Source organism: Pseudomonas sp. IT-P176 (genome assembly GCF_949767245.1).
GTDB lineage: Bacteria > Pseudomonadota > Gammaproteobacteria > Pseudomonadales > Pseudomonadaceae > Aquipseudomonas.
In genome coordinates this window covers 133,514-145,518 of sequence record NZ_CATKPN010000090.1, presented here as the reverse complement: position 1 = coordinate 145,518, position 12,005 = coordinate 133,514, and the positions used below count along the sequence as shown (strand labels likewise).

The following is a 12,005-nucleotide window of genomic DNA, read 5'->3' as shown; positions in this document are numbered from 1 at the left end:
GCCTGATCCGGTTAACCGAATTGACTGCCGGGTCGCGTTCGGAAAACCGAATGAATTTTTCGCGGCTTCAACGCAATGTAGAAAATAAAAAGCCCCTGGATCGCGGAATCCAGGGGCTTTTTATGTATTGGCTGTCGATCAGGCCGCTTCGATCTTGCTGCGGTTGACTTCGAGCTTGTGCAGGTACTGCTGCACGTTTGCCTGTTCGTCGGCCGTGGTGAACAGGCCCAGTTTGGTGCGCCGCCAGAGAATATCGTGGGCGGTGGTGGCCCATTCCTGCTGGCACAGGTAATCGACTTCACGGCTGTAGAGCCCGCCACCCAGGTGCTCGCCCATGTCGTTCAAGCCCTGTACGCCTTCGAGCATGCGCCAGGTGCGGCTGCCGTAAGTGGTGGCCCAGCGGCGGGCGATTTCCGTGGGGACCCAGTCGAACTTGTCGCGAATCAAGGCGCTCAGGGCCTGCGGGGTGCTCATGTCTTCGCCGCCAGGCAGGGTTGCCTGGGCGGTCCAGCTCGGTTTCATCTGCTTGAAGTAGGGCGCCAACTGGGCCATGGCCGACTCGGCGAGCTTGCGGTAGGTGGTCAGCTTGCCGCCGAACACCGACAGCAGGGGCGCCTCTTCACCGTTGCCGGACAGGGCCAGGGTGTAGTCGCGGGTCACGGCCGATGGGTTGTCGGATTCGTCGTTGCACAATGGGCGCACGCCGGAATAGGTGTGCAGGATGTCGTCACGGCTGATCTGTTGCTTGAAGTGCGCATTGACTACCTGGATCAGGTAATCGGTTTCGCCCTCGGTGATCGCCACTTTGGCCGGGTCACCGGTGTACTCGCGGTCCGTGGTGCCAATCAGGGTGAAGTGATTGAGGTACGGAATGGTGAATACGATGCGCTGATCTTCGTTTTGCAGGATGTGCGCGTGCTCACCTTCGTACAGCTTGGGCACGATCAGGTGGCTGCCCTGGATCAGGCGAATACCGTAGGGCGATTCCATCTTCAGGTCGTCGCGAATGAACTTGGCAACCCAGGGGCCGGCAGCGTTTACCAGCGCCTTGGCGCGGATCGAGAACAGGCTGCCATCGGCACGCTCCAGGTGCAGGTGCCACAGGCCCTTGCTGCGTCGGGCGCTGACGCAGCGGGTCTGGGTGTGCACGTGGGCGCCGTTCTCACGGGCGGCCATGGCATTGAGTACCACCAGGCGGGCGTCGTCGACCCAGCAGTCGGAGTACTCGAAGCCCTTGCTGATTTCGCTTTTCAAGGCGCTGTCGGCACCGAATTTCAGGCTTCTGGAACCGGCGAGCTTTTCCCGCTTGCCCAGGTTGTCGTAGAGGAACAGGCCGGCGCGAATCATCCAGGCCGGGCGCAGGTGCGGGCGGTGCGGCAGGACAAAGCGCATCTGCTTGACGATATGCGGGGCCTTGGCCAGCAGCACTTCGCGTTCGGCCAGGGCTTCGCGCACCAGGCGGAACTCATAGTGTTCCAGATAGCGCAGGCCGCCGTGGATCAGCTTGCTGCTGGCGGACGAGGTGTGGCTGGCCAGGTCGTCCTTTTCGCAAAGGAACACCGAAAGCCCGCGGCCGGCAGCATCCGCCGCAATCCCGACGCCATTGATCCCGCCACCAATCACGGCGACGTCATAGATCTCGGCAAGTGGGGGTGTCGGCAAGGTGGAAGTGGGCATCGGCAGGCCTCGGGCATTTTTGGCTTTATGTATTGGAATACGAACATTAATGTTCATTTGCGAAAATGGTAGCCCATAAAGTCGCCCACAGCCAGTCCGCTTCGATTGAAAAAACTCATCGAAGGGGCGGAAAAGGAAGAATTTCGAACATTTATGCGGGTGGGGCATGAGCAGGCGCTATCGCGAGCAAGGGTTGCGCTGCTCGCGATGGCGTCTGGACGGACGCTTAAGAGGTGAAGTGACTAAACGACTTCCAGGCGAATCTTGTTCTGGCTCAGCAGCTGGGCGAGGGCGGGCACGGGCTCCTGATCAGTCACCAGGCAATCGATCAGGGTGATCGGTCCCAGGCGAATCATGGCGTTGCGTCCGAACTTGCTGGAGTCGGCCGCCAGGATCACTTGTCGGGCATTGGCGATGATTGCCTGGGACACCCGCACTTCCTGGTAATCAAAGTCCAGCAGGCTGCCGTCTTCGTCGATGCCACTGATGCCCACGAGGGCATAGTCGACCTTGAACTGGTTGATGAAATCGACACTGGCCTGGCCGACAACCCCGCCGTCGCGGCGCACGGTGCCACCGGTGAGCAGCACGTCGAAATCATCCTTGGCACTGAGCATCGAGGCCACGTGCAGGTTGTTGGTGATGATTTTCAGGTGGTTGTGGTTGAGCAGCGCCCGGGCGATGGACTCGGTGGTGGTACCGATATTGATGAACAACGAGGCGTGGTCGGGAATTTGCCGGGCAATAGCTTCGCCGATACGCTGCTTTTCGTCGCGCATCTGGTCGGCACGCATGGCGTACGCAGTGTTTTCCACGCTGGAATCATAGGCTGCGCCGCCATGGTAGCGGCGCAACAGGTTGTCTTCGGCCAGCTGATTGATATCGCGGCGAATGGTCTGCGGAGTAACAACGAACAACTGGGCCATTTCCTCGATGCTGACGTAGCCGCGTTCGCGGACCAGTTCGAGGATTTGCTGCTGACGGGGAGGCAGATTCATGGGGCGTCCTTTGGGCTGCCGTGCAAAATTTGCCCATGATGCCGCATCAATCCCCTCCCGACCAGTTAGATGCCGAACACTGTTCGGCCCTTGGCTTACTCCTCGCCTTCGTGCGGCTCCCAGTCACGGGTACGGCTGACGGCTTTTTTCCAGCCAGCGTAGAGTTTTTCCTTGGCGCTTTCTTCCAGTTGCGGGTCGAATTCGCGCTCGATCACCGCCTTGCCGCGCAGTTCGTCCAGGCTGGCCCAGAAGCCGCAGGCCAGGCCTGCCAGATAGGCAGCGCCGAGTGCCGTGGTCTCGCGCATTTGCGGGCGCTCGACCTGGGTGCCGAGGATGTCGGCCTGGAACTGCATGAGGAAGTTGTTCGCCACCGCACCGCCGTCCACGCGCAAGGCCTTGAGGCGTTCGCCGGAGTCCTGTTGCATGGCGTCGAGCACGTCGCGGGTCTGGTAGGCAATCGACTCCAGGGCTGCGCGAATGATGTGGTCGACCCGTACGCCACGAGTCAGGCCGAACAGGGCGCCGCGGGCATAGGGGTCCCAGTACGGCGCGCCGAGGCCGGTGAAGGCGGGCACCAGGTACACACCGTTGCTGTCCTTGACCTTGTTGGCGAAGTACTCGGTGTCGTGGGCGTCGTTGATGATCTTCAGTTCGTCGCGCAGCCACTGCACGGTGGAGCCGCCGTTGAACACTGCGCCTTCGAGGGCGTAGGCCACTTCACCGCGCGGACCGCAGGCGATGGTGGTGAGCATGCCGTGGCTGGATTTGACTGCCTTGCTGCCGGTATTCATCAGTAGGAAGCAGCCGGTGCCGTAGGTGTTTTTCGCTTGGCCGGGCTCCACGCACATCTGGCCGAACAGGGCCGCTTGCTGGTCGCCGGCGATGCCGCCGATGGCAATGCCGCTCTTGGTGTGGCCATAAATTTCCGACGAGGACTTCACCTGCGGCAGCATCTCGCGTGGGATGTCCAGCAGCTCGAGCATCTTCGCGTCCCACTCCAGGGTGTGGATGTTGAAGAGCATGGTGCGCGAGGCGTTGGTGTAGTCGGTGACGTGGGTCTTGCCGCCGGTAAATTTCCAGATCAACCAGCTGTCGACTGTGCCGAACAGCAATTCGCCGTTGCGTGCACGCTCCCGGCTGCCTTCGACGTTGTCGAGGATCCACTTCAGCTTGGTGCCGGAAAAGTACGGGTCGGTGACCAGGCCGGTGGTGTCGCTGATGTATTGCTCGTGGCCATCGCGCTTGAGCTGCTGGCAGATCTCGGTGCTGCGCCGGCACTGCCAGACAATGGCGTTGTAGATCGGCCGGCCGCTGGTCTTGTCCCAGACCACGGTGGTTTCGCGCTGGTTGGTGATGCCGATGGCGGCCACCTGGTCGTGATGCAGGCCGGCTTGTGCCAGGGCCTCGACCATCACCGCGCTCTGGGTGGCGAAAATCTCCATCGGGTCATGTTCGACCCAACCGGCTTGTGGGTAATGCTGGGCGAATTCGCGTTGAGCGGTGCAGACCACGTTGGCGTCGCGGTCGAAAATGATCGCGCGCGAGCTGGTCGTACCCTGATCAAGGGCAATGATGTAGTTCTTATTCTGTGTGTCGGTCATGTCGATTGCCTTGGACGAAATAAGGGAGTGGATCGGGGCGCGTGATCAATGGTGGGCAGGATCACGCGCCGCCGCTATCAGGAAATTCGGGTTTTGCCATCCATCGCCGGTTCTGCCTTTGTTGTAGCAGGTACGGCGCCGGGCAGGTGACGGGCAATCAGCCCGCGATAGGCCGCAGCACCGAGGCAGGCACCGACAATCGGAGCAAAAATCGGAATCAGGAAATAGGGAATATCCCGGCCGCCAGTGAAGGAAATTTCACCCCAGCCAGCGAAGAAAGTCATCAGTTTAGGACCGAAATCCCGTGCCGGGTTCATCGCGAAGCCGGTCAGCGGCCCCATCGAGCTGCCGATCACGGCGATCAGCAGGCCAATCAGCAGCGGTGCCAGCGGGCCCTTGGGCAGGCCGTTGTTATCGTCGGTCAGGGACATGATCACGCCCATCAGGATCGCGGTGATGATCATCTCGACCAGGAACGCCTGGCCGGTAGACAGGGCCGGGTTGGGGAAGGTGGAGAATACCGACGCCAACTCCAGGCTGGCCTGGCTGCCGCGAACCATCTGCTGGGTTTGTTCGAAATCGAAGAACAGATTGCTGTAAAGCGTGTAAACCAACAACGCGCCACAGAAGGCGCCCGCCACCTGGGACAAGATGTAGAAGGGCAGTTTGCGCTTTTCAAAATCGGTGAAAATGCTCAGGGCGATACTGACGGCCGGGTTCAGGTGGGCACCGGAAACGCCCGCAGTCAGGTAGATCGCCATACTGACGCCGACGCCCCAGATGATGCTGATTTCCCACAGGCCAAAGCTGGCGCCCGCGACTTTGAGGGCGGCGACGCAGCCAGTGCCAAAAAAGATCAGCAGTGCAGTCCCCAGGAACTCGGCCATGCATTGGCTCGAGAGCGGTGGTTGTTGTAAAGCAGTGGTCATGAAAACCTCGTTTTTTGTTGTTGTCGGGCGCTCGTCCCACAGGAGATCGGGCGCGATTTTCACCAAGGCAGGATCCCCATCCTGGTCTCGGCTTACTGCTGGGTGCTGCGTAGGATTATTCGCATGGTATTCGGAAACGAAAAAATATAGACAAGAAACGCTGATGTCAAAGGTCGAAAGTGAACCATCAGTCACAAATCAACTATTGTTCGGCTGAATGATCGCGTCTTGAGGGGGGTGGCAACGTTGCAGATTTACCTGGCCGGCAGCGCCGACCACTGGATAGCGGGGCGGTCTTAGAGCCTTTTGCTGCGTGATGACCTAGAATCCGGCGCAGCATTTGTTGTTCTTTCGTTGGCTTGGAGCTGCCATGACCCCCGCATTGGATCTGCTGAAAAAAGTTCGTGCCGAACATCGTGTACACAGTTATGAACATGATCCCAAGGCCGCTTCATACGGGTTGGAGGCGGCGGAAAAGCTTGGGTTGCAGCCGGCCCAGGTGTTCAAGACCTTGCTTGCGGCCAGTGAGAAAGCCGAGTTGCTGGTCGCTGTGGTGCCGGTCGTCGGAAGTCTGGACTTGAAGGCGCTGGCCCATGCGGCAGGGGTCAAGAAAGTCGAGATGGCCGACCCCGCTGCCGCGCAGCGGGCAACCGGGTACTTATTGGGGGGAATTAGCCCGTTGGGGCAGAAGAAGCGGCTGCGTACCTTTATCGATAGCAGTGCCCAAGCTTTTGCGACTATTTATGTCAGTGCCGGTCGACGGGGGCTGGAAGTCGAATTGGCCCCTGCGGTGCTGGCCGAGCATACCCAGGCCAGGTTCGCTGACATCGGCCGGGCTTGACCCGTTCGCTGTATGGTGAAAATCCACTGGCTCTGTCACTGGTGAGCCAGCCACCGCTGCTGCATGCTCGCGCTCGCCTACACAAAAGGAGAGCACTCATGGAGTTAGCGTTTCATCAGGTCGATGCCTTCAGCGACCGTCCGTTCAGTGGCAACCCGGCGATGGTCTACCGGCTCGAGGCTTGGCTCAGTGATGAACTGATGCAAAACATCGCCGCCGAGCACAACCTCGCCGAGACCGCGTTTGTGGTGCGTGAGGCCCAGGGTTGGCATATCCGTTGGTTCACCCCGACCACGGAAGTGCCGTTGTGCGGCCACGCGACCCTGGCCAGCGCCCATGTGTTGTTCGAGCAGTATGAGGAACCGTCGCAAAGCCTGGACTTCATCAGTAAATCCGGGCCGTTGCGCGTGACCCGCGAAGGCGGGCAGCTATGGCTGGATTTCCCGAGGATCGCACCGCGTGCGGTGGCGGCCAATCCGCTGATAGCCGCAGCGCTGGGGGTGCAGCCCATCGAGGTGCTGGGTTCCAATGAGTTGTTTGTGGTGCTCGAATCGGAGCAGGCCGTGCGCGATTGTCAGCCCGACATGGCGGCCCTGGCGAAGTTGCCCTGGCTGGGGGCAATCGTCACCGCGCGCGGCACGCAGCATGATTTTGTCTCGCGCTATTTTGCCCCGGCCATCGGCATCAACGAAGACCCGGTCACCGGTTCGACCCATTGCCTGCTGATTCCTTACTGGGCGCAGCAACTGGATAAAACCAGTCTGACGGCCTATCAGTGTTCGGCGCGGGGCGGGGAGTTGTTCTGTCGCCTGGAAGGCGATCGAGTGAAGATTGGCGGGACCGCGACGTTGGTGGCCAGCGGGACGTTGCTGCTGGGCTGACACTGACGTCGCTGCCTGACTGGATGTGTAGGAGCGTGGATCAACTGGCGGTGCTGTACCGGCGGACTCCGGATTCGACGGCCGGTATCTGTGCCGCGGTGCTGCCGGATGCCTGGAACAGCACCAGGTGTTCGGCGGCCACGCGAATGCCGACATCGGCACCCACCAGGTGGTCGGCGTGGCTCGGGAAGATCGATTCCAGCTGGCTGCCGGTGGGCAGTTGCAGGCGGTACAACGTCGAGGCGCCAAGGAAGGTTTTGCCGATGATCCGCGCTTTCAGCGGGCTATCCGGGGCGTAGACGATATCGTCGGGACGCAGCAGCACGTCCACGGCGCCGCCGGTCGGCCAGGTATAGGCGCGGTTGCCACGCAGCTCGCCAAGTTCGGTCTGCACCGACTCGGGGGTCTGCAACTGGCCACGAATGAAGTAACCCTGGCCGATGAAGCTCGCGACGAAAGGTGTCAGCGGCTCGTGGTACAGGTTGTAGGGCGTGTCCCACTGCTCCAGCCGACCTTCCTTGAATACCCCGACCTGATCGCTGACCGCGAAGGCTTCTTCCTGGTCGTGGGTCACCAGAATCGCACTGGTGCCACGGCTCTTGAGGATGTCGCGGACTTCGTGGCTGAGCTTGCGGCGCAATTCGCCATCGAGGTTGGAGAAGGGTTCATCGAGCAGCAGCAGTTGCGGCTCCGGGGCCAGTGCGCGAGCCAGGGCCACCCGTTGTTGCTGGCCGCCGGAAAGCTCGTGGGGGAAGCGCTTGCCGAGGTTCTTCAGGTTCACCAGTTCGAGCATCTCGGCGGTGACCCGGTCTTTGTGCGGGTGCTTGCGAATGCCGAAGGCGATGTTGTCAGCCACGCTCAGGTGCGGGAACAGTGCGTAGTCCTGGAACACCATGCCGATCCGGCGTTTCTCCGGGGCGAGGGTGAAACCGGCGCTGGAGATGGTTTCTCCCGCCAGCTGGATTTCCCCTTCGTGGACCGGTTCAAAACCGGCGATGGCCCGCAGGGTGGTGGTCTTGCCACAACCGGAGGAGCCAAGCAGGCAGCCGATATCGCCAGCATTGAGATGCAGGTTGAGGTTCTGGACAACGCGCTGGTCCTGGTAGCCGCAGGCCAGGTTGCGCAGGTTCAGCAGTAATGTATGACTCATGCGTGGTGGTACGCCGGGGGAACGAGGAATTCGAGCAAGGCCTTTTGCGCGTGCAGGCGGTTTTCTGCCTGGTCCCAGGCCACCGAGCGGCCGTCGTCGAGCAGGTCGAGGCTGATTTCTTCGCCGCGGTGGGCAGGCAGGCAGTGCATGAACAGGACATCCTCGGCCGCCAGGTCGAGCAGGGCGCGGTTGACCTGGTAGGGCGCAAACAGTTTGAGGCGCTTGGCGGTTTCTTCTTCCTGGCCCATGGAGGTCCAGACATCGGTGCTCACCAGGTGTGCGTCACGCACGGCATCCTTGGGGTCGCGGACGATGGTCACGCGATCGCCGGCTGCCGCCACGAATTGCGGGTTCGGTTCGTAGCCCTCGGGGCAGGCGATGCGCAACTGGAAGTCGAACTGGATGGCCGCTTCTATATAGCTGTTGCACATGTTGTTGCCGTCGCCGATCCAGGCCACGGTCTTGCCCTGGATCGAACCGCGATGCTCAAGGAAGGTTTGCATGTCGGCCAGCAACTGGCACGGGTGCAGGTCATCGGACAGGCCGTTGATCACTGGCACGCGGGAGTTGGCGGCGAATTCGGTCAGGGTGCTGTGGGCAAAGGTGCGGATCATCACGGCGTCGAGCATGCGCGACATGACGATGGCGCAGTCGCCAATCGGTTCGCCACGGCCCAGTTGGGTGTCGCGCGGCGAGAGGAAGATGGCCTGGCCGCCGAGCTGGATCATGCCGGCTTCGAACGACAGGCGAGTGCGGGTCGAGGACTTCTCGAAGATCATCCCCAGGACGCGGTTTTTCAACGGCTCGAACAGTACGCCGCGGTTACGCAGGTCTTTGAGCTCAATGCCTCGACGGATCACGCTGACCAGCTCTTCGGGCGTGCAATCCATCAGGGAGAGAAAGTGCCTTGCGCTCATCATTGACTACCTTTTGCAACGGACCGCAGATACTCAAAGCCTTGTTTAATTAAAAAAACGGGCGAGACCTGCGGCGTAAGCCGCACGGGGCGACGAAATAGGGGAAGGCGCAATATTGACATTAAATGTCGCGCCTTACCAATAGGCTACGGTGTTTAGGGGATTTCAGAGGGGCTACGGGGTGACCGCAGTAGCGCTTTTGAAGCCTGTTTCCTGACAGCAGCAAGCCCTTTGTACACTGCCCCCGCGCGCCTTGGCAATCGAGCGCAGCGCACAGGCGGGCGTACCAGTCGGTTTTTGCCCTGCCGGTCGCCAGATGGTGGGGTGCTATCGGCAGGCCTGATGCCCGCCGATTCACAAGACGAACGTCGCTGGTGCAGTGGTCGGACTCGGCCCATAGTTTTACTCCCGCAACCGCGCCCTGGTTGCCCCGAATAAAACAGAGACTGGCCATGACCAAGACTCTTAACCACCGTGCGTGCCACCTGTGTGAAGCCATCTGCGGCTTGACCATCGAAACCACCGCCAGCGACAACGCGGGCCTGCAGATCACTTCGATCAAGGGGGACCCGCTGGACAGCTTCAGTCGCGGTCATATCTGCCCCAAGGCGGTGGCGTTGCAAGATATCCAGAACGATCCCGATCGCCTGCGCCAGCCCATGCAGCGCGTCGGCAACGAGTGGCAGGCGATTGGTTGGGACGAGGCCTTTGTGCTGGTCGCCGAGCGCCTGGCGACGATCCAGGAGCGTCATGGGCAGAACGCGGTGGCGGTGTATCAGGGCAACCCCAGCGTGCATAACTACGGGCTGATGACCCACAGCAATTATTTTCTTGGGTTACTGAAGAGCCGCAATCGCTTCTCCGCGACGTCCGTCGATCAGTTGCCCCATCACCTGACCAGCCACTTGATGTATGGCCATGGGTTGCTGCTGCCGATTCCAGACATCGATCACACCGATTTCATGCTGATCCTGGGCGCTAATCCACTGGCGTCCAACGGCAGCATCATGACCGTGCCGGATGTGGAGCAACGCTTGAAGGCGATCCAGGCGCGTGGCGGCAAAGTGGTGGTGGTCGACCCGCGGCGCAGCGAGACGGCGGCGATGGCCGACCAGCATGTATTTGTTCGGCCTGGGGGTGATGCGGCGTTGCTGTTTGGCGTGCTCAATACCTTGTTCAGCGAAGGCCTGGGTCGCGACAGTCATTTGCCGGTGGATGGGCTGGATCAGGTGCGCCAGGCGATTGCGCCATTCGATGCCGAGGCCATGAGCCCGTTGTGTGCCGTGCCGGCCGAGCAGATCCGCCAATTGGCACGCGATTTTGCCGCCGCGCCGACGGCGGTCTGTTATGGGCGCATGGGGGTTTCGACCCAGGCCTTTGGCACCTTGTGTCATTGGCTGGTGCAGTTGATCAACCTGGTCACCGGCAACCTGGACCGGGTCGGCGGGGCACTGTGCACTGAACCGGCGGTTGACCTGGTGGCGTCGACCTCGGGCGGGCATTTCAATCTGTGGCAAAGCCGGGTCTCCGGGCGGCCGGAATACGCGGGTGAGTTGCCGGTATCGGCCCTGGCCGAAGAAATGCTCACGGGCGGCGAGGGGCAGATTCGCGCCCTGATCACGGTTGCAGGCAATCCGGTGTTGTCGACGCCCAATGGCCGGCAACTGGAGCAGGCGCTGGACGGCCTGGAGTTCATGGTCAGCGTCGACCTGTACATCAACGAAACCACGCGTTACGCCGACCTGATCCTGCCTTCGACCTCGGCGTTGGAAAACGATCACTACGACACCACGTTCAATATGTTCGCGGTGCGCAATGTCAGCCGTTTCAACCGGGCGATCCTGCCTAAGCCCGAGGGTGCGCTGCATGATTGGGAGATCTTCGTCGGCCTGGCCAAGGCCTTTGCGGCCAGGACCGGCAAGGAGCTCAAGCCTACGCTGCCACCGGCACAGATGATCGACTTTGCCTTGCGTGCCGGTCGCTACGGTGACGCCTCCGAGCACAAGCTGTCGGTGGCCAGCCTGTTCGATCATCCCCATGGCGTCGACCTGGGGGCGCTGAAGGCCAACCTGGGGCCGCGCCTGAAAACGCCCAACCAGCACGTGCAAGCGGCGCCAGCGGCGATACTCGCGGACCTGCAGCGCTTTGCCGCCCTGCAAGCGCCGGCGGCGGATGAGTTGTTGATGATTGGCCGACGCCATGTGCGCAGCAACAATTCGTGGATGCACAACTACCACCGCCTGGTGAAAGGCAAGCCGCGTCATCAGTTGTTGATGCACCCGGACGACCTCGCTCAGCGCGGGCTCAGCGACGGCCAGCGGGTGCGGGTCAGTTCGCGGGTCGGCGAGATCGAAGTCGAGGTGCTCGGCAGTCCCGAGATGATGCGGGGCGTGGTCAGCCTGCCCCACGGCTGGGGCCATGCCCGGCCTGGAGTGCAGATGGGCATCGCCACGGCGCAACCGGGGTCAAGCGCCAACGACCTGACGGATGAGCGTCAGCTTGATGAGTTGTCGGGAAACGCAGCGCTCAATGGTGTGCCGGTGACGGTGGCAGCGGCCTAGGTATGTCTGTCGGGGAGACCGAGCATCGCGTCGGTCTTTCCGTTACAATGCGCCACCGTGCCGACAACTGAGTCGGAAAAGTTCAGCCGAGGTGCTCCATGGATATCATCGAAACTATTAAAGAGCAGATTGCCAACAACACCATTCTGCTTTACATGAAAGGCTCGCCGAATGCCCCACAATGTGGCTTTTCCGCGAAAGCCGCGCAGGCCGTCATGGGCTGTGGTGAGAAGTTCGCTTACGTGGACATCCTGCAGAACCCGGAAATCCGCGCCAACCTGCCAAAGTACGCCAACTGGCCAACCTTCCCACAGCTGTGGGTCGGTGGTGAATTGGTTGGCGGTAGCGACATCATGACCGAAATGGCCGCTGACGGTTCGCTGCAGTCGACCATCAAGGCTGCTGTGGAAAAGGCTGCTGCTGGCAAGACCGAAGCCTAAGTGGTGTAGG

10 protein-coding genes are annotated in these 12,005 nt (G+C 61.2%); 4 read left to right on the top strand and 6 right to left on the bottom strand.

Annotated features, from left to right (window positions below):
* Positions 1-138 precede the first annotated feature (138 nt).
* The 4 genes from glpD to ACM6IP_RS23400 form a co-directional block, all read right to left on the bottom strand.
* A complete protein-coding gene (gene glpD, locus ACM6IP_RS23415; protein WP_414862361.1) occupies positions 139-1,677 on the bottom strand; it encodes a glycerol-3-phosphate dehydrogenase in 1,539 nt (512 codons plus the stop codon).
* Positions 1,678-1,919: 242 nt separating this feature from the next.
* Positions 1,920-2,675, bottom strand: a complete 756-nt coding sequence (locus ACM6IP_RS23410; protein ID WP_095165936.1) for a DeoR family transcriptional regulator — start codon at positions 2,673-2,675, stop codon at positions 1,920-1,922.
* A gap of 95 nt (positions 2,676-2,770) precedes the next feature.
* Complete coding sequence (gene glpK / locus ACM6IP_RS23405) at positions 2,771-4,276, bottom strand: glycerol kinase GlpK (protein ID WP_095165935.1); 1,506 nt, start codon at positions 4,274-4,276, stop codon at positions 2,771-2,773.
* Positions 4,277-4,353: 77 nt separating this feature from the next.
* Positions 4,354-5,205 carry an MIP/aquaporin family protein gene (locus tag ACM6IP_RS23400; protein WP_095165933.1) on the bottom strand — a complete coding sequence of 284 codons (852 nt, stop codon included), beginning with the start codon at positions 5,203-5,205 and terminating at the stop codon, positions 4,354-4,356.
* A gap of 370 nt (positions 5,206-5,575) precedes the next feature.
* Between ACM6IP_RS23400 and ybaK the strand changes: the two genes are divergently transcribed.
* Entirely contained in the window at positions 5,576-6,046 is a 471-nt protein-coding gene (gene ybaK / locus ACM6IP_RS23395; protein ID WP_320332938.1) for a Cys-tRNA(Pro) deacylase, read from the top strand.
* Between the two features lie 98 nt (positions 6,047-6,144).
* Positions 6,145-6,927 carry a PhzF family phenazine biosynthesis protein gene (locus ACM6IP_RS23390; protein ID WP_414862360.1) on the top strand — a complete coding sequence of 261 codons (783 nt, stop codon included), beginning with the start codon at positions 6,145-6,147 and terminating at the stop codon, positions 6,925-6,927.
* Between the two features lie 40 nt (positions 6,928-6,967).
* Here the strand turns inward: ACM6IP_RS23390 and ACM6IP_RS23385 are convergent, their stop codons facing one another.
* Positions 6,968-8,077, bottom strand: coding sequence for an ABC transporter ATP-binding protein (locus tag ACM6IP_RS23385; RefSeq protein ID WP_095165928.1), 1,110 nt, complete (start codon positions 8,075-8,077; stop codon positions 6,968-6,970).
* On the bottom strand, positions 8,074-8,994 hold the full coding sequence (argF, locus tag ACM6IP_RS23380; protein ID WP_414862359.1) for an ornithine carbamoyltransferase: 921 nt from the start codon (positions 8,992-8,994) through the stop codon (positions 8,074-8,076). Before argF ends, ACM6IP_RS23385 begins: the two co-directional genes overlap by 4 nt.
* Before the next feature lie 452 nt (positions 8,995-9,446).
* On the opposite strand from argF, the gene ACM6IP_RS23375 reads away from it, so the two are divergent.
* Both ACM6IP_RS23375 and grxD read left to right on the top strand, forming a co-directional pair.
* Positions 9,447-11,555 carry a molybdopterin oxidoreductase family protein gene (locus tag ACM6IP_RS23375; RefSeq protein ID WP_414862358.1) on the top strand — a complete coding sequence of 703 codons (2,109 nt, stop codon included), beginning with the start codon at positions 9,447-9,449 and terminating at the stop codon, positions 11,553-11,555.
* A 98-nt stretch (positions 11,556-11,653) separates the two neighbouring features.
* A complete protein-coding gene (gene grxD, locus ACM6IP_RS23370) occupies positions 11,654-11,995 on the top strand; it encodes a Grx4 family monothiol glutaredoxin (RefSeq protein WP_095165923.1) in 342 nt (113 codons plus the stop codon).
* Positions 11,996-12,005: the final 10 nt, after the last annotated feature.

Coding starts and splice junctions, on each gene's coding strand:
- glpD (WP_414862361.1), bottom strand. CDS start 1,677: ATGCCCACTTCCACCTTGCCGACACCCCCACTTGCCGAGATCTATGAC.
- ACM6IP_RS23410 (WP_095165936.1), bottom strand. CDS start 2,675: ATGAATCTGCCTCCCCGTCAGCAGCAAATCCTCGAACTGGTCCGCGAA.
- glpK (WP_095165935.1), bottom strand. CDS start 4,276: ATGACCGACACACAGAATAAGAACTACATCATTGCCCTTGATCAGGGT.
- ACM6IP_RS23400 (WP_095165933.1), bottom strand. CDS start 5,205: ATGACCACTGCTTTACAACAACCACCGCTCTCGAGCCAATGCATGGCC.
- ybaK (WP_320332938.1), top strand. CDS start 5,576: ATGACCCCCGCATTGGATCTGCTGAAAAAAGTTCGTGCCGAACATCGT.
- ACM6IP_RS23390 (WP_414862360.1), top strand. CDS start 6,145: ATGGAGTTAGCGTTTCATCAGGTCGATGCCTTCAGCGACCGTCCGTTC.
- ACM6IP_RS23385 (WP_095165928.1), bottom strand. CDS start 8,077: ATGAGTCATACATTACTGCTGAACCTGCGCAACCTGGCCTGCGGCTAC.
- argF (WP_414862359.1), bottom strand. CDS start 8,994: ATGAGCGCAAGGCACTTTCTCTCCCTGATGGATTGCACGCCCGAAGAG.
- ACM6IP_RS23375 (WP_414862358.1), top strand. CDS start 9,447: ATGACCAAGACTCTTAACCACCGTGCGTGCCACCTGTGTGAAGCCATC.
- grxD (WP_095165923.1), top strand. CDS start 11,654: ATGGATATCATCGAAACTATTAAAGAGCAGATTGCCAACAACACCATT.